This is a genomic window from Vibrio ichthyoenteri ATCC 700023 (assembly GCF_000222605.1).
Lineage (GTDB): Bacteria > Pseudomonadota > Gammaproteobacteria > Enterobacterales > Vibrionaceae > Vibrio > Vibrio ichthyoenteri.
In genome coordinates this window covers 1-23,816 of the sequence record NZ_AFWF01000069.1, presented here as the reverse complement: position 1 = coordinate 23,816, position 23,816 = coordinate 1, and the positions used below count along the sequence as shown (strand labels likewise).

At 45.2% G+C, this 23,816-nt stretch carries 21 protein-coding genes; 6 read left to right on the top strand and 15 right to left on the bottom strand.

Annotated elements, in window-relative coordinates; genetic code table 11:
- The first annotated feature begins 545 nt into the window (after window positions 1-545).
- The 3 genes from malT to RH85_RS06190 all read left to right on the top strand — a co-directional run bounded on the left by malT (window position 546) and on the right by RH85_RS06190 (window position 5,371).
- Entirely contained in the window at window positions 546-3,266 is a 2,721-nt protein-coding gene (gene malT / locus RH85_RS06200; protein ID WP_006711355.1) for an HTH-type transcriptional regulator MalT, read from the top strand.
- Window positions 3,267-3,479: 213 nt separating this feature from the next.
- Window positions 3,480-4,139, top strand: coding sequence for an NAD(P)H-dependent oxidoreductase (locus RH85_RS06195; protein ID WP_006711354.1), 660 nt, complete (start codon window positions 3,480-3,482; stop codon window positions 4,137-4,139).
- A gap of 356 nt (window positions 4,140-4,495) precedes the next feature.
- On the top strand, window positions 4,496-5,371 hold the full coding sequence (locus RH85_RS06190; RefSeq protein WP_006711353.1) for a tetratricopeptide repeat protein: 876 nt from the start codon (window positions 4,496-4,498) through the stop codon (window positions 5,369-5,371).
- A gap of 204 nt (window positions 5,372-5,575) precedes the next feature.
- On the opposite strand, the gene RH85_RS06185 is transcribed toward RH85_RS06190, so the two are convergent.
- From RH85_RS06185 to RH85_RS06175, 3 genes are all read right to left on the bottom strand, one after another.
- Window positions 5,576-7,771 carry an immunoglobulin-like domain-containing protein gene (locus RH85_RS06185; protein ID WP_006711352.1) on the bottom strand — a complete coding sequence of 732 codons (2,196 nt, stop codon included), beginning with the start codon at window positions 7,769-7,771 and terminating at the stop codon, window positions 5,576-5,578.
- Window positions 7,772-8,054: 283 nt separating this feature from the next.
- On the bottom strand, window positions 8,055-8,822 hold the full coding sequence (locus tag RH85_RS06180) for an alpha/beta fold hydrolase (RefSeq protein WP_006711351.1): 768 nt from the start codon (window positions 8,820-8,822) through the stop codon (window positions 8,055-8,057).
- Window positions 8,823-9,013: 191 nt separating this feature from the next.
- On the bottom strand, window positions 9,014-10,009 hold the full coding sequence (locus tag RH85_RS06175) for an MBL fold metallo-hydrolase (protein ID WP_039948765.1): 996 nt from the start codon (window positions 10,007-10,009) through the stop codon (window positions 9,014-9,016).
- A 341-nt stretch (window positions 10,010-10,350) separates the two neighbouring features.
- Here RH85_RS06175 and RH85_RS06170 point away from each other — a divergent pair, with 341 nt between their 5' ends.
- Together RH85_RS06170 and RH85_RS06165 are read left to right on the top strand one after the other, a co-directional pair.
- Window positions 10,351-10,644 (top strand): PTS sugar transporter subunit IIB, encoded by a 294-nt coding sequence (locus tag RH85_RS06170; RefSeq protein WP_006711349.1) that lies wholly within the window; start codon window positions 10,351-10,353, stop codon window positions 10,642-10,644.
- Window positions 10,645-10,683: 39 nt separating this feature from the next.
- Entirely contained in the window at window positions 10,684-12,090 is a 1,407-nt protein-coding gene (locus RH85_RS06165) for a glycoside hydrolase family 1 protein (protein ID WP_006711348.1), read from the top strand.
- A 119-nt stretch (window positions 12,091-12,209) separates the two neighbouring features.
- Here RH85_RS06165 and RH85_RS06160 read toward each other — a convergent pair whose 3' ends face one another.
- The 7 genes from RH85_RS06160 to RH85_RS06130 all read right to left on the bottom strand — a co-directional run bounded on the left by RH85_RS06160 (window position 12,210) and on the right by RH85_RS06130 (window position 17,438).
- On the bottom strand, window positions 12,210-13,001 hold the full coding sequence (locus tag RH85_RS06160) for a nucleotidyltransferase domain-containing protein (protein ID WP_006711347.1): 792 nt from the start codon (window positions 12,999-13,001) through the stop codon (window positions 12,210-12,212).
- A gap of 227 nt (window positions 13,002-13,228) precedes the next feature.
- A complete protein-coding gene (locus RH85_RS06155) occupies window positions 13,229-13,660 on the bottom strand; it encodes a GNAT family N-acetyltransferase (RefSeq protein ID WP_006711346.1) in 432 nt (143 codons plus the stop codon).
- Window positions 13,661-13,812: 152 nt separating this feature from the next.
- Window positions 13,813-14,262, bottom strand: coding sequence for a pentapeptide repeat-containing protein (locus RH85_RS06150; RefSeq protein ID WP_006711345.1), 450 nt, complete (start codon window positions 14,260-14,262; stop codon window positions 13,813-13,815).
- A gap of 8 nt (window positions 14,263-14,270) precedes the next feature.
- The gene (locus RH85_RS06145; protein WP_006711344.1) at window positions 14,271-14,663 is read right to left on the bottom strand and encodes an ArsR/SmtB family transcription factor; all 393 of its coding nucleotides are present in this window, start codon (window positions 14,661-14,663) and stop codon (window positions 14,271-14,273) included.
- Window positions 14,664-14,768: 105 nt separating this feature from the next.
- Window positions 14,769-15,689, bottom strand: coding sequence for a permease (locus RH85_RS06140; RefSeq protein ID WP_039948756.1), 921 nt, complete (start codon window positions 15,687-15,689; stop codon window positions 14,769-14,771).
- A gap of 329 nt (window positions 15,690-16,018) precedes the next feature.
- On the bottom strand, window positions 16,019-16,456 hold the full coding sequence (locus RH85_RS06135) for a GNAT family N-acetyltransferase (RefSeq protein ID WP_006711342.1): 438 nt from the start codon (window positions 16,454-16,456) through the stop codon (window positions 16,019-16,021).
- A 169-nt stretch (window positions 16,457-16,625) separates the two neighbouring features.
- Window positions 16,626-17,438 (bottom strand): enoyl-CoA hydratase/isomerase family protein, encoded by an 813-nt coding sequence (locus RH85_RS06130; protein WP_006711341.1) that lies wholly within the window; start codon window positions 17,436-17,438, stop codon window positions 16,626-16,628.
- Between the two features lie 203 nt (window positions 17,439-17,641).
- On the opposite strand from RH85_RS06130, the gene RH85_RS06125 reads away from it, so the two are divergent.
- A complete protein-coding gene (locus RH85_RS06125; protein WP_006711340.1) occupies window positions 17,642-18,592 on the top strand; it encodes a LysR family transcriptional regulator in 951 nt (316 codons plus the stop codon).
- A 104-nt stretch (window positions 18,593-18,696) separates the two neighbouring features.
- Here RH85_RS06125 and RH85_RS06120 read toward each other — a convergent pair whose 3' ends face one another.
- The 5 genes from RH85_RS06120 to RH85_RS06100 all read right to left on the bottom strand — a co-directional run.
- On the bottom strand, window positions 18,697-19,173 hold the full coding sequence (locus tag RH85_RS06120; RefSeq protein ID WP_006711339.1) for an outer membrane lipoprotein: 477 nt from the start codon (window positions 19,171-19,173) through the stop codon (window positions 18,697-18,699).
- 153 nt (window positions 19,174-19,326) lie between these two features.
- Window positions 19,327-20,961, bottom strand: a complete 1,635-nt coding sequence (locus RH85_RS06115) for an FGGY-family carbohydrate kinase (RefSeq protein WP_006711338.1) — start codon at window positions 20,959-20,961, stop codon at window positions 19,327-19,329.
- A gap of 11 nt (window positions 20,962-20,972) precedes the next feature.
- Complete coding sequence (locus RH85_RS06110; RefSeq protein WP_006711337.1) at window positions 20,973-21,932, bottom strand: ABC transporter permease; 960 nt, start codon at window positions 21,930-21,932, stop codon at window positions 20,973-20,975.
- The gene (locus tag RH85_RS06105) at window positions 21,932-22,930 is read right to left on the bottom strand and encodes an ABC transporter permease (protein ID WP_006711336.1); all 999 of its coding nucleotides are present in this window, start codon (window positions 22,928-22,930) and stop codon (window positions 21,932-21,934) included. Before RH85_RS06105 ends, RH85_RS06110 begins: the two co-directional genes overlap by 1 nt.
- Window positions 22,923-23,816 (bottom strand): ATP-binding cassette domain-containing protein (locus RH85_RS06100; RefSeq protein ID WP_006711335.1); only part of this gene is annotated, 894 nt, incomplete at its 5' end. The genes RH85_RS06105 and RH85_RS06100, both read right to left, overlap by 8 nt.

Below are 23,816 nucleotides of genomic sequence, written 5' to 3'. Positions count from 1 at the left end.
CTATCGTGCATTGCTGCACTGGGCAATACATCCTCCTCCCCTCCAGAGTAGGAAGGAGGAGGAGTTAGGGCGTAGAGGGCCAAATGTGAGCATCAACATGACGCAAGTCACACTGAGGAAAAAAATGACCTCTAATAAGTGCTTGGTATCACATCAAACTCGCCAATAAAGCTAGTCGACATTTATGACAAATCTCCACAACCACACCTACCAATTGAACAAAATGTTGCCTCGATCACACTCGGGATTTTACCTTGGATAAAAAACATCCACATTGGTGCGGTGAGATTAATTCTCTCGATGCACCTCACGCATAAACTTGACTCAAGTCACAGTAATGGGGTGTAGAACGATACAAAAGGTGAATTCTGCATAACTCTCAAACGTCACTCATCACCTTGTCATAATACTTAGGTACTATGAGAGAAAGTATGCGAAAACGCAGATAACCAATCGATGACTTCAAAGATAGAAATCGCTTTGGGTACAAGGTCGGCAGCCAAGGACTGGCAAGCAATAAAACATAGCACAAGGATTGAAATTAGATGTGGATTCCTTCAAAACTCACCAGCCCAGGACGATTACATAACGCGATTTTGCGCCCGCGGCTACTCGACGTTCTCAAACCTGCCATCCACTACAAACTGATTTTATTTCGCTCACCTGCAGGCTATGGCAAAACAACCATGGCGGCGCAATACTTAGCAGATAAACAACACGTCGGTTGGTACAACATTGATGAAGGCGATAACGATGGCTTTCGCTTTATCAATTACTTGTTGCAAGCCCTTAATAAAGCCAGTGGCGACGCATGTATCACTGCTCTTAAACTGGCCGACAAACGCCAGTATGCATCTTTGCCAAGCTTAATCGGGGATGCTTTTGCTGAAATGGCCAATCTATCCCAGCCATGTTACCTCGTGCTGGATGACTACCATCTCATTGACGATGAATCCATTCACCAAGCGATGCGATTTTTCGTCAAGCATATGCCAGATAACTTAACACTGGTTGTCACCAGTCGTACCGCCCCTTCATTGGGCATCGCCAACCTGCGAGTTCGCGATTTAATGCTGGAGATCGACACACGTTTGTTAGCATTCGATAACGAAGAAACCAGTCGTTTTTTCCAACAAAGAGTGCAAGAAGAGATCGACGGTAAGACCGCCGATTATCTGTGCGACTATGTGGAAGGTTGGCCTTCTGCGTTGCAACTTATCGCATTGCAAGCACAGCAACAAAATCGCTCGTTAAAACAATCGGCGCAATCCATTAAGCAATTCGATCAAGCGCATTTATGGGATTACTTAATTGAAGAAGTGTTTGAACGCCTTGATGACGAAACCCAACAGTTTATGTTGCAATGTTCAGTACTGGAGCATTTTAATGCAGTCCTAGCAAGTAAAGTGACCCAACAAGCCGATGCACTGAGCCGAATTGAATTACTCAATCGCTATGGCCTGTTTATTCATCGACTCGAAGGAGCTCAGCACTGGTATCGCTTCCACAATTTGTTTGCCGAGTTTCTCAACCATGAGCGATTAGCTCGTTTACCTCACCAAGAAACACAGTTGCAAGAAGCCGCAGCCCGCGCTTGGCTGCATCAGGCGATGCCTCACCAAGTCATGCCACAACAAGCACTGCAGCATGCAAAAAAATCGGGGAATACTCAGTTAGTCGCGGATATCTTGCAACAATATGGCTGGCAAATGTTTAACAATGGAGAGCTCGAAGCACTCGAAGCGGCGATCCAAAGCTTGCCCAATACCGTGCTCTATCAACACCCAAAACTTCCCATGCTGCAAGCATGGCTCGCGCAAAGCCAACATCGATATCATGAAGTAGAACGCCTACTCATCCAAGCGGATGAAGAAATGCTACGGCTTAGCATTGCATTAAGCGTCACAGACCAAGGTGAATTCAACGCATTGCGTGCACAAATTGCCATAAATCAAAATGAGCCAGAACGAGCACTCACCTTAGCAGAGTTAGCATTAAGCCAAATTGATAATGCGGTATACCACAGCCGTATCGTTGCCACCTCAGTGATCGGCGAAGTGAATCACGTGCTCGGCCACCTTGATCGAGCGCTGCCGATGATGCAACAAACCGAAAAGCTGGCACGCCAATACCAAGTACATCATCACGCCCTCTGGGCGCTGCTACAACAGAGTGAAATTTTGATTGCTCAAGGTTATGCGCAAGCTGCTTATGATATACAAGAGAGCGCCTTCAAGCTGATCAGCGAACAACAATTACAGCAATTGCCTTTGCATGAATTTTTACTGCGTATTCGCGCTCAGTTACTTTGGAGCTGGCATCGCCTTGATGAAGCGGAGCAATACGCACATCAAGGATTGCGTGTTCTTGAGAACCATTCACCGAAAGAACACCTACATAGCTATTCCATGCTCGCTCGCATTGCGATTGGCCGTGGCGAGCTCGATAAAGCCGCCAAGTTTATCGATCACATTAACCACTTGATCAAAATGTCGACTTATCACGTTGATTGGACCGCAAACGCATCGCTATCACTGATCCTTTATTGGCAAGCTAGAGATAACCGCACCGCCATGGAGCAATGGCTCAATACCACACAACGGCCTGATATCGCGGCAAACCACTTCACTCAATTACAATGGCGGAATATTGCCCGAGTACAAATTCATTTAGGCCAACTTGATGAAGCACAAAACACATTGCGATTTTTGCAGCAACAGGCCGATAATCACCACTTGGTCAGCGATACCAATCGCAATATGATCTTAGCGGCCGTGCTTGCTCTCCATCAAGGCCAACAAGCCACCGCCAAACAGATGGTGAAAGATGCGTTGATTCTGACCAACCAGACCGGAATCTTAGGCCAATACATTATCGATGGTCGCCAACTAAGCCCCCTATTGCAGCAACTTAACCACAAATCGGAAATGGACGATTTAGAACGTCATCGAGCACAGCATCTACTCAAGGCGATTTCCACCACGCAACGCTGCCGCTCAATCCATTTTGATGAAGAGTTCATTGAAAAATTAGTGAATCATCCAGAGATCCCACAAGTCGTGCGAACGAGTCCCCTCACCTTGCGTGAATGGCAGGTACTTGGGCTGATCTATTCCGGTTTTAGTAATGAGCAGATTGCCCAAGAATTGGATGTTGCAGCGACGACCATCAAAACACATATTCGCAACTTATATCAAAAGCTCAATATTACTCACCGCAAAGAGGCTATTAATACCGCAGAAAAATTACTTAACCTCATTGATTGATAATAACGAGTGTTTCGCCATAACTAAGAACCCATAGCTTGACGGCTAACACCTTTAAATATCGGCCAATTTCATTTTGAATCAAGATTATTATCAATTTTTTTTTGATAATGTTTCAATTGTGCGATGGTTTTTCTTTGCTTTTTATCCCTCTAGAATGCACCTCAACAACACGGCAATCAGCCAAGACATTTAGATTAGTAGGGTACGAATATGACTCATCCAATTATCGCTGACTTAGAATCTCGCTACACAGCTAAAGCTTATGACCCATCAAAACGTATCTCTGCGGCGGATCTTGAGGTGATCTACCAAGCGATTCGTTTATCAGCTTCTTCTATCAACTCACAGCCTTGGAAATTCATTGTGATTGAAAGCGACGAAGCAAAGCAACGTCTGCATGACACGTTTGCCAACAAGCATCAGTTCAACCAGCCGCATGCTAAGAATGCATCGCACACCATCTTGTTCGCTTACAACCCGAACTACACCAAAGATCTTTATAAAAAAGTGGTGGATGCGGAAGTGACATCGGGTCACCTTCCAGCAGAGATGTACGACACAATGCTCAACGGTGCTTACGGTTTTGCTGAAGCGAATACTGATGAGAATGGCTTCAATGGTAACTGGACTCGCTCACAGACTTACCTTGCTCTAGGTAACACTCTGCACGTTCTTGCTCGTTTGGGTATCGATTCAACTACGATGGAAGGCGTTGACTCAGAACTTATCAGTGAACTATTCAAAGAAGAATTGGATGGTTACGTTTGTGAAGTGGCACTTTCAATGGGTTACCACCAAGACGGCGCTGACTACAACCATGGCAAGCCAAAAGCACGTCTACCTATGGTCGATATTCTGCAAGTAGTGTAAAAATAAGATTCATATAAGGCTCAAATTTCACTGCCTTTCAAAGCCCTGCTCTTGCGGGGCTTTTTTGATCAATCAGAGTGCCAATAGAACTCTTGAAGAATAAGGACTTCATTCTTCAAAGGCATGCGATACGCGACCTACAACACATTGCCACAATGAATCCCTACGATAATGCTGACCAAGGCGAACACTTTCATAAGCAATCAATTTTGCGTTGTGGCTTGTAGATCTGCTACTGTGAAAAAGAACACTATACTCAAACTGCCAACGCGTTTACCACATAAGCAATCATTGCTATGCGCCAAAACGTGACCTTAGGTAGACAGAAAAACTTATATTTACAGTAAGGAAGCCACATGCGCCAAATTACTTCGTTGTTATTACTTGTCCTAGCGACAGTTGCCTTGCCTGCACACAGTGAAGAGAAATACTCAGAATCCGACCTCCTTGATCGCCCATTAATGGAGCGATATATCCTTGATGAAATAAAATCTCTGCGCCAGTCACAACAAGATTTAGAGCGCCGTATGGTGATTGAAATCACCGACCGAGAACTCGCGGTCGCCGATAAATCCCTAAACTATGCCAACGTCACCGTCACCTACTTTTTCTACATTATCGCGGGGGTTGCATCGATGATTGCCTTTATTGGTTGGCAGTCGTTGCGTGAATTTAAACATAACACTAAGGAGATGGCAGAAAGTCGTTTGGATTCCATCGCCCAAGATTATGAGAAAAAATTCAGCGCATTGGAGCGAGATCTAAAACGCAAGACCCGTATTATCAGCGAAAATAATAAAGAAATTGAGATAATTAACGAAGTTCATAATTTATGGCTTCGTGCACAGAGCATGCAAACACCAGAGCAAAAAATTGCTGTTTATGATGAGATTTTGCATATTCGCCCGGGTGACTTAGAAGCGCTAACCTACAAAGCCGATGCGGCGATGGATGCCAATGAGTACAACTGGGCACTGAGTATTTGTAACCGCGTACTGGATTTAGATGAGACCAACGCACCCGCGCTTTATCAACGAGCCTGTGCCTTTGCCAGATTAGGCATTGAAGACCAAGCGATTGATGATCTCACCCGAGCGATTGAATTAAGCCCATCAACCAAAGATCTGATTGCTACTGAGCGAGATTTTGAATCTCTCCAAGGCAACCAGCGCTTTGAAAGCATGTTAGAGCAATACGCAGACGAAGCATCAGGCGCGGAGATTACGCGCTAGAAGCGAGAAGCGAGAAGCGAGAAGCGAGAAGCGAGAAGCGAGAAGCGAGAAGCGAGAAGCGAGAAGCGAGAAGCGAGAAGCGAGAAGCGAGAAGCGAGAAGCGAGAAGCGAGAAAATTTTGGCCAGAATTGGCAGTTCTGTCCACTATCCTCATAAAAAAAGCACCACAATTGTGGTGCTTTGTCTTAGCTCAGCTGTTTGGGGTTACAGCTTCGTCCAAGCTTCTTTCCAGTACAAGCTATCTGCTGGCGCGTAAGATGCGCTAGCACACCATGCTGTTGTCGGCCAAGGCTTACATTCATATACCGCGTTATCAGCGCCCAACACGCGATCACCCGCTTGGTAATTTGTACCCACTTGGTATGGTGGAATATCACCTGGTGGTGGGGTTACGGTGCCTTCTTCTTTGACTAAAAACGACTGGCTAAAGACCACCATTTCACCATCGGCTGCCGAGCCGGTAACCTCAAGAGTGTAACGACCTGATTGTGCATCATAAATCTCAAAAGTGATCGCTTTAGAGTCCACTAGATTTACTTTGGCTTGGTTCACCACGGTGTTCGTGCTGTCGATAGCCATAACGGTCACATCTAACGCTTCATTGGCTGTCAGTGATAACGATAGGTTCACCGTACCATTCACTGCAACATACTCAGAGGCAAGCCCTGTCACTTTCATTTCAGTATCCAATTCTGGATCTGGGATTTCGCCACCGCATGAGCTGTCAGAAACCTTTTTCCACACGCCCCACTCACCGGTTGTTCCCGGCTCATCACCGCGAGTCCACCAACCAGCTTCCCAAGTAGCACCATTGTGAGAGACTTGGTCACCTTCAACATACGTCGTCGCGGCATCCCATGCATTCGCACAGCTACTGCCATCGTTCACAACGACGTTGCGCTCAACACGTACTGTTTGGTTTGCATTGTCGGTGACTGCGTAATTCAGTGTGTAGTTACCAGCGATTGCGGTGTCTACATCGCCCGTTACGCGGATTTGGTCAGTCAGATCTCCATCTTCCGCATCCGTTGCCGTCACACCCGTAAGCGGATTAAACGCACTGCCAATCATTACCGTCGTATCCGACACACCACTAAAGACTGGCTTCTGGCTATAAACTTCCACACTGCGTGCTTTTACCGTTTCATTACCATCGCTGTCTTGCACGCGATAAGTCAGTACGTAAGTGCCGATCTGGTTTGTATCAACAATACCCTCAACCACGATCGTATTGGTCAGTTCGCCATCTTCTTTATCCGACGCCGTTACACCCGCGAGTTCATTAAACGCACTGCCATGAAGCACACGAGCGTTCTCAACACCTTTAAGAACAGGCACGCCTTCTGCTGGCGGTGGTGGCGGTGTTTGTCCATGGACAAATGGGCCGTAATCTTTGATGAACTGTTCATTGTAAGCTTGGCCTGCTGCGTTAGTGCCCATGTCCCAGTTAACTGACCAAGTCATTACGCCACGCAGCGGTTGCCCTTGTTCACTTAGACGTGCAAAGGCGTCATAAAGATCTTGTGGATTTTGCACATAGCCTGTCGCTGCAGCATCAATGCTCGACGGAATACCAAACACCAACTTGCTGCTTGGGATCTTGTGGAAGCCACGTGTACCATTCGCCAATGAGTCAGAGATGTAGTAAATAAATTCTTCTTTCAGCGCATCGTTGTTTTGTGCGATCCAGCCGATACCATCAATCCAAATACCATCGCCACCTTGGTTATAGAATTGTGGGTTGATCCAATCGTAATAACCTTCTAGGTTCTCAATGTACGGCACGTACTTACCATGTTGAACCAAGTAGGGGAATTCAGGTGCCATGGTAATAAGGAAGTTCTTACCTTGTGCTTGGTAGTGCTCTTTCACCATACGCAGCGCAGCAGGAATAACGGTTTGGTTGTCGGCCGCAGTCACCGCAGCTTGCTCTAGGTCGATGTCTAGGCCGTCAAAGCCATAACGGTTAGTGACACGAATAATTTCATCAGCAAAAGCACGCTCATCACCCGCTTTCAGCTCAACGTGTGCATCAGCACCACCCAGAGCAATCAGTACCGAACGACCTTGTTTATTTAGTTCACCGATTTGATCGATAAATTGCTGTTCAGAAAGGCCAATAGCTGGATCTAAACGAAAAGTGGGAATACGGCCTTCCGCAACGTCAAACACTTTCATAAATGAAACGTTGACGACATTGTACATTGGGTCAACTTCTTCCAGTGTCACACACGGCGCATTGCCCCCTTTATAACCAGCGCCATCACACCAGTTGTGCCAGTAACCCACAACAACACCCGCTTCTGGGTTGACCATTTTTGAGCTATCTGCGTATGCAGCGCCAGACGCCGCTGCGATACCGACCGATATTGCTAATTGAAGTGCATTAAGTTTTAACATGTCCTACTTCCACAAAAATCGCTGTGGTTATCACAGCTTTGAAAACTAATTTTAGTCGGCAAATTTTGTTTTCAGATATGGCTATTTGCAGAAAAACAACAGGTTTTAGTCAAATCGAGATCTTCTGTCACGATATGAAAAACAAAAGCACGTTTTTATTGACTCACAAGAGGTTAAATGTAGATAAGTTCATGAAATATTTGGAACTAAGCATACAAAAAAGCCCCAACCATGTGGGGCTTTTCCTACAAACAAATAAACAATATGTCTAATGGTTAATCAATCAGTGATTGATTTGTAAAAAACGACGCAACACTTCACCGACCACTTCAGGGTACTCGTTATGTGCTTCATGTTCGGTAAATGGGACGTTAAAAAACTCACAATCTGGTACGCGACTGATTAACGTTATCGCTTCAGAAAGAGAGAATAAGTCATCTCTGTCGCCACGAATGATCAACGTCGAGCAGTTGATGTCATCCACTTGCTCATTAGGATATCCATTCTCAGATGTGTCTAACCACAGTTCTTTCACCTCTTCAACAAGCAAACTAAAATCAGCTTGGGGGTTAATCTCATTGTAGCGAGCCACTTGCTCTTCAAACTCTGCTTGCCAATCTTCTGCCGTCAAATCTTGCAAGAGCTCGATTGAAGGGTCATCAGGGTGTAAACGCCACTGAGAGCCCAGCGTCGTTAAACTTAACAGACGGTGATCATAGAGTGCAGCCAAGCGATAGCCAACAATGCCGCCATCACTAAAGCCAAATAGATGAAATTTATAAATTTGCAGATGATCAAGTATCGCTTCAACGTCTTGCTGATAGCGGGCGTAGCTCAAAGGCAACTCACCCAACGTTGAACGACCATGACCACGTAGGTCAATTCGGATGATTTTAAACACATCCGGTACGTAACCTAATAGCCCATCAAAATCTTCACTACTCCCCAAACCGCCATGCAACATCACTAGCGGTTGACCATCAGGATTGCCCGACTCTTGGTAGTAAATTTCAGCGCCATCAATTAATAAATGCTGACCAAAACCAGACATAATCCTTCCTTATCATGTTGTAAATCAGGTTCATTCTAGTGTGTGCAAATATTTAACAACGTCCATTTCTTCACAAAATCCAACGTCATTCCGTGCCTTAGTCCCACTATTCAACCAAAGTTTGCCTCGCTGCATAGATAAAAAAGCCCCACCAGATGGTAGGGCTCAAAATAAAAACATCGCATTGCAACTTAGAAGACGAGCGCATCGCCTTGGATTGGGAAGTGGAAGTTCACCCCAAGCTTATTACCGGCATCAAGTTGACGCTTAATCACAACTTGTGGGTCTTCCCCTTTCTTCAAGCTGTATTTAATATGGCTAACCACAACATCAAGATCCTTCAAGCTACCCTTACCTGCCATCGACTCTAAAGCGGTTAGCTCTTTCATCAGCCAATTAGGTGTTAGATGGCCAAACAACGCTTTATCTGGCGTTTCATTGGTAAACGACACTTCAATCACCATACCCTTTAGCTGACCTTGTTTAACGAATGGCGTTAACGTTGACCATACTTTATTAAGTGCATCGCTCTTTTCTACTGCATCTGGCCCCGTATCACCAAAGTAGGCGAATACGTCACCTTGGGTATCTTTCAGCAAAAATGCTGTCGATTCTCCACCAGAATGCGATAGCGGCATGGCCATAACTTGCATCGTCGTGCCTTTGACTGCCTGCCATTGGTATTGGGTTAAATCGGTATAGGTGTATTTGCTAAGCTTAAAGCCATTACCTTCGTTACCAAAGTTAGGCCATGCCGACCAGTTGAAGTAGTTATTCATTAACCCTTCGTTCGTCGATGCCAAGCCGTAAATAGGTTTATTGCTGTCATCAGGCGAACTGATGATCATACCAGCCACATGATCTAAGTGAGCATGACTAATTAAATAGCCTTTAATCTTTTCTTTAAGCAGATAACCGACTTTGGTGTACTTTGAATCTTCCGGAACTTTCACATCCGCAAACGCACCTTTTTGCTCTGAAACAATTAAGCCGTTCACTACCGAGCCCGCATCCAGCAACACATAGTTCTCATCAAGTTCGCTCTTGAGCATAAAAGCCGTAAGGTTGCCGTCCTGAATGCCCCCTTTACTGCCTAGAGTAACGGTTTCAAATCCCGCTGCACTCGCATTAATTGCGACACCGAGTGACAAACAACCGATTAGCACCGCCAATTTCGTTTTTAGCATTTCCATTCTTATCCTTATTAGTGGAGCGCGCTGAAATCGTTACCGACCTCATTCAGAGCAGCGCTATTTAATCGCAGCAAAGCGTCTCATTATGAGAGTAAAAGAATTTTATTACAGATAGTTAACTCAATTATTCGAACTTTGAATCGATCATTTTATCGATATCATTAAGTGCTCTAATCAAGCGGTAAGGGAAATAATTTCCCATCCTGTCGCGGTCGTTAGATAAGCGATCAGAATACCGTTGCCGAATCTAGCTCACTGTTTGACGATCTGCATCTGGCGTCTGGTTTGCGACGGCGCATAATCTCATCTAAATAGAATAACCATGAGCTAAAATGATGTTTGCAGCATTACGCAAAATTTTTACGGCTTTAACCCGCGTGAATCCTAACCTTGAACATGAAGTCGGTATCATTATCGAAGCGCTTGGGGGTATGGCCAACATAAAAGAAATCGGCGCATGTGCGACAAGATTAAGACCGGAGCTTTACGATATCTCACGTTTGAATGAAAAAGCCCTAAAAGATAACGGCGCGATAGGTATCGTTCACGTGGATTCGCATCATGTGCAAATCATCTATGGTTTAAAAGCCAATAGCTACGCGCAATGCATCGAACAAAAGCTCAATTAAATTTCCTCACCTTTCGCTTTCATAAAACGGGGACACCTCATGACAACCAATACTCAGTTTCCACACGATTTTCTTTGGGGCGGCGCAATCGCGGCTAACCAAGTTGAAGGATCATACCTTACCGATGGCAAGGGCCTATCCACATCAGACATGCTACCTAACGGTATTTTAAGCCCTCACCAAACTCGTGCAGAGCGCACCGCAGGCATTAAAGATCTCGCCATCGATTTTTATCATCGTTACCCAGAAGATATCGCATTGTTCAAAGAGATGGGCTTTACTTGCCTTCGCCTCTCAATTGCTTGGACTCGGATCTTTCCCAATGGTGATGAACTTGAACCAAACCAAGCCGGCTTAGAATACTATGACAAGATTTTTGCCGAATTAGCCGCTCATAACATCACACCATTCGTGACGCTGTCACATTATGAGATGCCCTATGCGTTAGTAGAAAACTATAATGGTTGGGGTAGCCGAAAACTCATCGAATTCTTCACTCGTTATGCACGCACTGTTTTTGAGCGCTATAAAGACAGCGTCAAACTGTGGCTGACCTTTAACGAAATCAATATGTCATTACATGCACCTTTCACCGGTGTCGGCCTACAAGAAGATGCGACTGAACAAGCAATTTTCCAAGCGATTCACCACCAGCTTGTTGCCAGTGCCCAAACCGTACAGCTGTGCCATGAGATCATCCCTGATGCGAAAATTGGCAACATGTTGCTTGGGGCTCTCGCCTACCCACACACTTGTAATCCTGACGATGTAATTGCTGCCATGCATGAGAATAATCAATGGTTGTTCTTTGGCGATGTACAAACCCGTGGCCGTTATCCTGGCTATATGCTGCGTTATTTCCGTGACAACAATATCGGTATCGAAATGGAGCAAGGGGATGTAGAAACGCTTGCCGCCGCTAGTGTCGATTTTATCTCGTTCAGTTACTACGCATCAGGTTGTGCCAGTGCTCGTGAACAAGAAAAAGAAGTCGGCAATATCATTGCTGGTGTACCAAATCCATATCTTGAAAAAAGCCAGTGGGGCTGGCTAATTGATCCAAAAGGCTTACGCGTTTTGCTCAATTTCTTGCACGATCGTTACCAAAAACCACTATTTATCGTTGAAAATGGCTTAGGGGCACGTGATGAAATCACTGCTGATGGGGAAATTATTGATGATTACCGCATTGCTTACTTAAACGATCACCTCGTACAAGCCCGCGAAGCGATCGAAGATGGCGTTGAGTTGATGGGTTACACCACGTGGGGACCAATTGACCTCGTCGCCAACTCAACCGCTGAAATGAGCAAGCGATACGGTTTCATTCATGTTGATCGTGATAATGAAGGCAATGGCGATCTGACGCGACTGCGCAAAAAGAGCTTTTACTGGTATCAGGAAGTGATTAAGACGCAAGGTAGCTGCTTAACCACAAACGATTAATCAGATCGGTAAACGGTGACTTTCTTTCGCTGAAAAAACTCAGATAGAAAGTCACGAAAACTGAAAGACCTAATCAAGCCAAGTCACTCACCATAAGTAAGCTGACTCAGCTCGATAAATTACATCAGGTTGTGAAGATAATTCACGCAGGCTGCTTGAGCACGTTCGTTGATCACAACCTCTTCGTTTTCCCGCAGTTCGAGATACAAGCTAACACAATGGCCTAATGCAAATGTCAACGACTCCTTCTCTGGCATCGCGACGGTCTTAACCAACTTAGCGGCAAATTCAGGCAAACGTTTTTCGATGGTGCGCACACCAGATGGCGTTAAGCCTGCTTGTTGCAGAGCCAAAGGCGACAGTACATTGAAACGCAAGAAGGAGAGAAATTCTAATGTTTCGAAGTACTCACCACGCGCGATTTTAGTTGCCGCGTAATGTGTCCAAATCCACATGCGGTCTTCAATCCATTGTGCGTTAGGTTGCGGGTAATGCGGAGCTTGCGTGCTAAACACATCGCTCAACAAACTGCTTCTTTCCCACACGACTTGGGTATTGTCGACGCGCTGAGCGGCATCCGGCAACGAGACAAATTTAAAATCGACATGAACAATCTCTGCTTCACCGAATAGAGAAACGATCAAGCGAGGCTCTCCGACATGCTCACCAGTAAACGCAGCTAGCAAATCATCGAATTGGTTAAGAATTTGGAAACGTTGTGCCATGACGTCTTCATAGTGGATGGGGTCAATGGCGATAACTAAGTCAAGGTCACTGTACTGATCCATAGTATTAGAAGCGTAAGAGCCACTCACACCAATGCCACAAAAACGAGCATCTTGCGATAATACATCAACAATATGCTGAAGTAGGGTTTGGTGAGCCGAAGGAAGTGATGTTGGAAACTTCATATTTTACCTATAAATATTTGAGGTTGACGAGGTGCAACTGCGGGTGCGGTAAAATTCATGCAGCATTATAGAATATCGAAATATCACCAAAAAACAAATAAATTTATTGTTCGTATGGATAGAGAGCAGAACCTATTCAAGAAGAGAATGGGCACATAAACGGAAACGCCCAAAGTTATTAGCTTTGGGCGCTTCTTCTGACAAATAGGTAACGGAATAACCGAGACTTATCGCGTCATGTGCAAAATTGGAAAAGGTTTCCCCATATCATCAAGCGGTGAACGTGAAGTAATCTTGAAACCCATGTGCTGATAAAAACCAACCGCCAATGGATTTTGCTCATTCACATCCACTTGAGTAATGGCAAGGTGATCGATAGCGTATTGCAACAGCAACGTGCCTACCCCTTTCCCTCTCGCTTCATTTAAGACAAATAGCATTTCAACCTTGGCATCATAGGTGCCCACAAAACCTAAGATTGAACCACCCGCGCTTTTAACACATCGTAACGTCACCGCAGGGAATGCTTGCTCAATGATGATGGGTTTAAAAAACGCAATATCGTCTTCTGAAATAAAATCGTGCGTTGCTCGGACTGAATTTTCCCAAACATTAAGCATTTCTGCATAATTTTCAGGAAGCACATTTTCTACAATCATTGTCTTTTCTCGAAAATAGATAAAACCAATCGCTAGCAAAAATCCGCTAGCTTGAATCGTTGACTAAAAGTGATGTGCAGCCGCGAAGCGACAGTTTAACTCGGCACTCAATATAAGCGAACAGCAAACCGTGTAGACTAACTTAAACCTCGTTATTGAGTATGAAAACAGCTCGATCTATTTGCATCACGCAGGGTGATAATGGTGTCGCTTAGTGCTGGTTTATCAAACGCCCCTTCGCTTAAAATCGCGGTACTAAAATCAGTACGATATAAATCAGCCCGGGTAAAATCTACGCACTGCATTTGCGCGCCATTCATATCTGCATTGCGTAAATCAGCGTCTTGGAAAACAGCATAGCGAAGATCTGCATCGCGAAAAATCGCGTAGCTGATATCCGCTTCACTCATATCGGTATGGCGTAACGTCGCAGCACTAAAGTTAGTGCGAATCAAGCTGGCACAGCGCAAATCGGCCCCACTCAGATCAAGGTAACTCAAATCTGTGTGGCTTAATACTGCTCGATGGCCACCTTGTTTAGCCAACCACCGTTTGTGCTGATCAAGAATAACGTCGAGTTCTAATTGGGTCAGCGTCTTCATAGCAAGCCTCACTCATTCAGCTTTTGCTGCCATATTTCACTATCCGGCCCCACCACACATTGGCCATCCACTCTCAGTGACAAGCGTTGTAAACAGCGCTTCGTGACATCTTTAAAATCATCTTTTGGTAAAAAGCGCACCGAATCAACCAGAGCTTTGCAATGAGGCGCACCCTGCTCTCTGAGCGTATAAAACACCCATTTACCTTGTTTTTGGTGATTCAGTAATCCCGCACGATAGAGCATTTTAAGATTACGAGATACGTTGTATTGCGTGTCACCGATGATATCCATCGCTTCCGCGACAGCAATGCATTCGTCAACATGAAGAAACAACCAAAACAGCTTTAGGCGATTTGGTTCTGACAACGCTTTTAATGCATCAATATACTTTTCGTCCATCGTGGCGATTACCTTATAAACTCATTACCGTTGAAACATATGACTGTTTAAACTTATGACAATCCAAACTAAGAACGCCACCCCAACTAGGGCGGCGTAACCTCTTTATATAACGTATTGGAAAATTGCCCCACCAATAATAGCGGTCGACAACACAATCCCAACAAACGCGATCACTGCTTTTCTTTTTAACACTGCCGATACTAGCGCGATTTCAGGCAAACTGGCACCCGTACCACCAATAATTAGTGCAAGGGCAGCTCCCATACCCATTCCTTTCGCAATCAAAACGTTAAGTAATGGGATTGCCATTTCAATTCGTAGATAAAGAGGAATACCAATCAAAGAAGCAATCACGATTGATTGAAAACTATCACCACCCACGTATTTCTCAACCAAGTCAGCTGGCAAGTAAGCGGCAGAGAATCCACTGATCGCCGCACCCAACAAAACATAGGGGATGATGCGTTTAAACAAAGCAAACCCGCCATTCATTGCATTACGCATTCTTGATGCTGAAGAAGGTGTGCCACCACACGCGTTGCTGCTATTGCTGCTACAACCTTTTGCTTTGGTGTCTTCCAATTCATCGCCGCGCTTGATCTCATTTCTCCACGGAGATTTCGAAATCAACCAACCACCCAGTACAGCAGCGATAAAGGTGATTAAGAAATAAACCACCGTAATTTTCAGACCAAACGCAGCGTAAATCATCGCCAATACGATGAAGTTACACAACGGGGCTGAAATGATAAAGCTCATCACCGTCCCTAGAGATGCTCCCATCGACGCCATTGCCATGGTAACAGGCACAACAGCCGCACTACAAAATGGCGTTAACATACCAAATAGAGCCCCAAGCAGGGTACCCCACTTGTCATGCTTGGTCAGTGTTGCTTGAAGTTTATCTTGAGGGATGTATTCGCGCATGATGCCGGTGATCACCGACACAATGGCAATAATCACCACCAAACCTTTCGCAACATAGAAGAACTCATTTAACACAATAACTAATTTCGGTTCCAAAATTTGACACTCAGAAAGTAAGAAGGACGCAAATCATATACACACATGCACAATCGTGCAAGTGTGTATATTTTATAAATTGGTATACGACGCCCTTATTCAGTCGCTATTTTGACTATAGTCTCCAACGCTACTGCTAAAAATCCGATATATATCAGATCGTTAAAGTTAGCGACAAAGTGAAAAAAGCAAAAAGGAAGCCAAGGCGGAAAGATAGAATGTAAACAAAGAAAAATTGAGAGGTTACATTAGAACGATGAGCATCACTCTGTAACAAGTGATGCTCAGTTTAAGTGACTGGTTGAGTTAAATGAAAGGTACAATAAGATCTATTTGATAAGTTCAGTCAGCGTTTTTCTGAGGCCAATTCGGCTATACCCTGTAGGGAAGTTATCCATTCGAGTAAACTCTTCAAAACCTAAACTTTGGTAAAAGGCTGGTGCCTGCCAACTCTGCGTCCATAGCCATAAACCGGATAAATGCTGCGCTCTTGCGTAGGCTTCTGCTTGCGCCATTAACTGCTTACCCATACCTGTGCCGCGACAGCTTTCGTCTACCCACAGCTCATCGATATACAGCCATTCCCACAATACATCGGCGGTGAGAGCGGCAATAAGATTGCCTTCATCGTCTTGAACCGTCCAATTAAAACGCTCTTTAAGATAAGGCGGTGCCAATTGGGCCTGACTGTGAGCTTCAAAACCCGCGCTCAACTGCGCTTGTTGTGTCGCATCCAGTTCGCCTGTCATTAATTCAATTTTTGCCATTTTTTCCATCCATGAGCGATTATGATTACCTAACCAATAGCATTACTTTGGGTTATGCTAGGCGGTAATTTTAACTCAAATTGGCTAATACGTAACGCCTTCCAAGATTGCTAAAATGGCAACCAGGCCAGCAAAACTGGCCCGTTATCACGCGGAAACCATCGCAACGTTATTTTGATAGTTCAATGGCTGTATCGGCAAAGATACCCGGCATATCTTTCGCTTCTCGCTCAGTTTGTCCGCCATTTTTTAGAAATGCAGCAATGATCGCGGCGGTTTTCTGCTCTTTAGCACGCTCTAAGAAGTAACGAAGTTCTAACTCCGCGCCTGCGGCTTCATCTTGAATTGATGTAGAGATGATCTCTTTGTACATCACGATATCACGCACTTCTAATCCACTGATCACACCCAGTGTCATAGTCAAAAATGTATCCATTTCCGCCTTTGGCACAAATTGGGTGATGATGTTACGTTGCTCCGCTTCTTGTGCCGTAAAGTCATTACCTAACAACAGTGCTTGTAGTGCTTTGTTTTTGCCCATTCTTCTGGCAAATTGCACTGCGCCTTGACCGCCAGTTGGAATGTTGACGTGAATTTCAGGCTGAGCAAACGCCGCATTTTCAGTACCGTAAGCAAGGTCACATGCCATCACAAACTCATTGCCGCCCCCACGAGCAACACCATCAACAACCGCTACCGAAACTTGTTTCATCGCTTTAATGTTCTCAATCATATGATTAAATTCAATTGACGCCGCTTGGCCGCCTTGCGTGCCATTGATCACATTCAAATCCAGATGGGCCAAAAAGAAAGATTCATGTAAAGATTTAAACACCACAACCTTAGTATCACGGTCATCCTGCAGCGATAGTACAAACTCGTTAACTTCATTAATTAGATCGATCGTCAGTACATTTACCGGTGGGTTGTTGATAGCAACAGTGGCGATACCGTTTTGTTGAGTGATTGATAATTTTTTCATTGTGAACTTCCTCATTAATTAAGCCGTGGCTATATCAGTGTAGTGACTTCTAGCGTCTGCCTTTCTGAAAGAGCCATTTCTCTGTAAGTGCCGCTACTATATCGATTGTATTAGCCATGAAAAACACTACTATTAGCACAATATTGATGCCAAATTTGCACCAAAAAATACAATGACGGCCATTTAAAGGCAGTGAGGCGTATATGGATTTTTCGAGTCGTTTATTACTCTTGCTTGATGTTATCGAGCTCGGTTCCTTTACCAATGTCGCCGAACAACGAAACCTAGATCGTTCGGTGATTTCAAAGCAAATTGCTCGTTTAGAAGAAGAGCTCGGCGTACGCTTACTCAATAGAACCACGCGCTCTCTATCACTAACAGCGGCGGGCAATGAGATGATAAAACAAGCATATCAACTGCGAGATCTACTCAATGACACTCACCGCTTAGCACAAAACTATCACTCAGAACCGAGAGGCGTATTAAGACTGACCAGCTCAATGATGTTTGGCCGCCAGTATGTACAAGATGCGATTTCTCTGTTTCAGAGAAAATACCCGAATATTGAATGTGAACTGAGATTGGAAGACAAATTGGTCGATATTGTGCAGGAAGGTTTTGATATTGGTTTTCGGATTGGCAAACCGAAATCCTCTAGTCTCGTGTCCCGCAAGATAGCACGAAGCCGCTTATTGATTGTCGCTTCCCCTGACTTTATTCAGCAATATGGTGAGATTGATAGCATAGCTAAACTTGAAGCCGCACCCGCGACGATTTATGCCTCGTCTGGCATTCAGCTCGACAAATTTAACTACCTTAATGAGCAAGATGTGCCGCAGCAATTTCAGCTCAATAGCGCTTATAAAGTGAATGATGTCGAGATGATCGTAAAAAGTGCCGTGGCCGGTAACACGCTTGCCGTGGTGACGGCACAAATGATTGAAAATGAGGTTATTGAAGGGAAGTTGGTGCCCATTATGACGCATTTACAACTTGAGGACTTTGGCACTTTTTATGCGGTTTACCCACACCGTGATGCGCCGATCAAAACCAAGCTGTTTATCGATGAACTAAAAGCCATTATTGGTGAGGACACACCAATCTGGGAGCAAAACATTCCGCACTTTGACCAATTGTATTGCGGGAGAAAATAGGTTTATTCCCCTTGGGTATTTCTAGATACTGGTACAGTTATCTATCAAGTATACGAAAAGAAGGCCTCTGATCAGGCCTTCTCATTGACAATTTATTGCCTAGGTTAACGCGGCACTACCCTTGCGGTACTACCATCAACATTCACCTGCACCGCTTGGCCAGGTTGGAAAATCATATTCGGATTGGCTTCTTGTACAATCGCGATGGTCTGGCCATCTTCGAGCTGAATGGTGAGGTTTACGCCATTACGCCCACCTACAGCACCTGCCGCTTCACTACCCGCATAACCGCCCAATAGCCCGCCACCAATCGCCGCGATATCAGAACCAGAGCCACCACCAACTTTAGACCCTAAGATCCCACCAATGGCGGCACCAGCAATAGTACCAATAACGTTGGTTGAATCTGAGGCATCGATGGTCACAGGTTCAGCTTTTACAACGGTGCCGTAGTACACCTGCTGTACAGTACGAGTATCCCCAGAACCATAAGAATCACCATACGGATTCGGTGATGAGCAACCGCCTAAAATGATAAATGAAGACATAACGAGCATGCTTGCACTGATACTTTTGAACATCTGGCTTCTCCCTGATGCTTACTAATGATAAAAGTATAGATACTAGGTGTCCTTTATGCTGTTAAATCGCCACCGTTGAAAATACAAAAAGCCACCAAACAGTGTTGGTGGCTTTAGTTGAGCATGTAAACCTGAACGTAAGTAAGCTGAGGGTTAGAACGCTTTCATTAAGCGTTTATATTCCACATCATCTTGATACATTTTGTGGAAGATTTGGTACTTAGCGTCATAGAAGCGCTTAATCTTCTCGGTTTGTGGCATTACACTCTTACTGATTCGGCTCATGGCATTCATCGCATCGGGAATATCGCTGTAGAAATCCGCGGCGACAGAGCCCAACATCGCAGACCCCAGCAGTACCGCTTCACTCTCTTCAGGTAAGAGAATCATACAACCTGTCGCGTTAGCATGTTCTTGCAAGAACACGCTGTTCTTAGTGCCACCACCGCACGCCATGATGGTATCAATCTCATAACCAGAATCGTTCATTACTTCAATAATATGACGGGTACCTAAAGCAATGCCTTGTAGTGTAGCGAGGTATTGCAGCGCCATATCATCAATGGTTTTCGACATTTTTAGGCCGGTAATGGTACCAGTTAAGTGGGCGTTAGCACGTGGTGACCGGTTACCATGGAAGTAAGGCAATACATGGATGTCACGAGTCAAAAAGGCTATATCCTCTTTGCTACCCGCCAATTCTAACAAGCGATCATTGAGCAATTGATAGATAGTTTGACCTAGTTTGTCAGCCTGCTCTTTGGCACTAACATACAGCGGATGCGAGGTAATAATATGATCAATCAATGCACCTGTGGCGGATTGACCACCTTCGTTAAGCCAGTAACCGGGAATCATTGCGCCGTAATACGCACCCCATACGCCATCAATAAAACGCGCGGTTTTTGAGGCCGCCATATGGCAAGAAGAAGTGCCGCCAATCAAGGCTAAACGCTTATTGAAATCCGCTTTTTCGCCAGTCATGCCGGCTGCGCCCAGCACGCCAATACCACCTGCGTGGGCATCAATGATTGACGTTCCCACAGCGGTACCTGGCATCAACCCAAGATCGTCAGCAGCATGATTTGTTAGTCCATGACCAACCGGCTGCCCCATTGGCAAAATACGGTCGCCTATCGATTTCGCGTCATCTTTCAGTAGGTCTTCCAAACCAATCAGTTCGAAGAAGCTTTTGTCCCATTTGCCTTCATGACCAAGATATGTCCACTTACATACTGTTGAACATAGTGAACGGCTACCATTGTAGGTGGCTTTCCAAGTTAAGAAATCTGGCAAGTCAAAGAAGTAACCCGCTTTCGACCATGTATTTGGCATGTTCTGCTTTAGCCATAGCAGCTTTGGTGTTTGCATTTCTGGTGAAATACGGTTGCCAACATATGCCAATACAGGATGCTCAGTTTTATTAATCCGATCCGCTTGTGCGATAGCTCGATGATCCATCCACATCACAATATTTTGTTCACTGCGACCTGTCGGGCTGACCGTTAAAGGTTGGCCTTTTTGATCCAGAACCACCAGCGAACACGTCGCATCAAAACCGATACCCTTGACTTGAATTGGATCGATGTTCGCTTGTGAAACCGCATCTTTAACCGCCAGACACACACATTGCCAAATATTGTCAGAAGATTGCTCAACGAAGTCCGCTTGAGGCTTAAACATCTGGGTATCGCGTTTTGCTTCACCCACCTTACGCCCATGAGCATCGAAAACACCCGCTCGCGCGCTGCCACTGCCTACGTCAACACCGATAAAATAAATACTCATACTCTTCCCCGTTAAGCCTTATTTTTTTGTAAGAAGATAAATAGGATCAAGATGCCGCCCCAAAGCGCCATAGTGAGATAACTGCTCACTCCCAGTAAATTAAGACCACTTTCTAGTGTTTGCAGCACAATCAGTGCTAAACCGATACCAACAATACGACCAAAGCCACCATCTGGGTTAATACCGCCTAATACTGAGGCTAAAATCGCAATCAACAGATAAGACTCGCCGTAACCGGCTTTAGCAGAGTTAAATTTTGCCATCATCACAATCGCAGCCGCCCAGCACAGTAGTGACGAAATTACATACACATACAGAGTGGCTTTTTGCGTATTAATGCCTGAAAAACGGGTCGCTTTTTCGTTCGAGCCCATCAAGTAAATAGTGCGGCCAAGACTTGTGTGCTCAAGCAAAGCCCACAGACCAATAGCAAAACCAACGAACAAGATAAGCGGCATTGGAATACCCATTAACGAGCCGTTACCTAATACCAATAGTGCTTCAGGAAAACCTGAAATCACGCTACCACCTGAGATAAGCACATTCAGGCCATTGATGAGCGTCATCATCCCCAGAGTGGCAAGGATGGGAGAGACACCAACATAAGCAATTAACGCCCCATTAAGCAGGCCAATCACTACCGCTGTAACTAGACCACCCGCCAGTGCCAAGACCAACATAGTTGAGCTATCTGGGGCTTGAGTAATGATGCTCGCCATCACTAGACCACATGCGTTTGTCGTTGCGATGATCGAAAGGTTAATACCACCGGTGAGCATACACACGGCCATCGCCAGTGCGAGCAAACCCAATAGCGGCATCTGCGATGACATTGATTGTAAGTTGCCAAGAGAGAAAAAGGACTGACCGCTGGTAAAACCCATCACCGCCAGGATACCGACTAGAATAACCAACAAGTATCGAATGTTCTTATCTGTTGGCAGTTTTAAACTATTTAGAACCTGTTCCATTATGCCCCCTGCGCCGCTTGTTTTTTCTCGTTAATAGCGGTCATACTGATACTGCAAACAATGATTAAACCCGTAACAACGGTGTGCCAATAAGACGGCACGCCCAGCAGGGTTAAACCGTTTTTCACCACTGCCAATAAAATCACACCGAGAATCACGCCAAATAGTGTGCCTTTCCCTCCCGTCATGCTGGTGCCACCAAGCACCACAGCCGCCAGTACCGTCAACTCAAAACCCATTAACGAATTTGGTGCTACTGATTGGGTAATTTGTGTTTGTACGACAGAGGCAATACCCGCCAAAGCGCCCATGTAGCCATAAACAAACAGATTGATACCAAAGAGGTTAATTCCGATACGACTCGCCGCATCTGCGTTACCGCCTACTGCATAGATCTGGCGACCCAAGCGCGTTTTCGACATTAAGAATGAGGTCAGAGCAACCATAGCAATCAAAGTCAAAATTGGCAGTGATAAACCGTAGTCATAGCCATCACTTCCTGTGAAGCTAAACAGCTCAACACCATTCATAAACCAATCAGGGAAGCCGTATAACCATTCACCATTGCTAAAGTAAATCAGCAAACCGAAGAACAAGTTCAAGGTTGAAATGGTAATGATGATCGCCGGTACTTTTAGCTTATAAACGAGAGTGGCGTTAATCATTCCCAATAGCATGCCCACCAGCGCTGCAATACCAAAGGCAATCATAAAGTTACCGCCAATACTGAGAATGTAGGTGGCTGCCACATACTGAGCAATCGCCGCCGTCGCCGGGAATGAGATATCAATTCCGCCCGCGATAAGCACCACAAACAAACCACAAGCCATGATGCCTAGCAGTGCTGAGCTAATGGACATATCGAAAATGTTACCTAAGGTCAGAAAGTCTGGCGAGGTCGCTGTCAGGACAGCAACAATCAAGACGATCATCACAGAGAGATAAAACTCGTGACGCTTGCTAAATGAAGCCAACAAGCTTTTGGATTGATTAAGCATTGACGGCCTCCATAATTTCTTGCTCTGAGCAATGAGTTGGTTGGAAGTCATGAGTAAAACGTCCTTCTTTCATCACAATCACGCGGTGACTGTTGTAAAACACCTCTGGGATTTCATCACTCACCATGATGATCGCCATACCGTTTGCGGCGAGATCTTTAGCAATGTTGTAAATCGCCTCTTTGTTGGCCACATCAACGCCAACGGTTGGTGAATCAAGGATCAGCACTTCTGGCTCAGCGGCTATCCACTTGGCAATTGAAATTCGCTGTGCATTACCACCTGAAAGACTTGTTACCGGCAGTTTGGGATCAGCCACTTTAATCGCCAGTGAAGAGATAAGCTTTGCGACTAATTTATTGGCTTTCAAATGATCCAGTACGCCCGATGGCTTTTGTAAACGTTTTAGAACCGAAGCAGTAATGTTGTCTTGAATGGACTGCTCCATCACCAGCCCAGTCGACATACGGTCTTCTGAGACGTAGCCAATACCTTGAGCAATCGCATCACCATTGGAGTTAAACGAGGTGACTTTGCCATTGATCAGAATGTCACCACTGTCAGGCTGACTCATGCCAAACAGCGCCATACAAAGTTCAGTACGACCCGCACCAAGTAGCCCCGTAATCGACACAATTTCCCCGGCACGAACTAACAATGATACGTCGTTAAATTGCCCTTGTTTGGTCAGGTTTTTAACCTCCAGCTTCACATCACCTTGCTGCTGATAGGGTGCTAAAGGCGAGAATTCAAAGCGCTGGCCTGTCATTAAAAATGCCAACTCATCGCTGTCAACTTCGTCCGCTTGATAAGTGCCAATGGTGCGGCCATCACGGATAACGGTAATGCGATCGGAGATCTCCATTACTTCGTCTAATTTGTGACC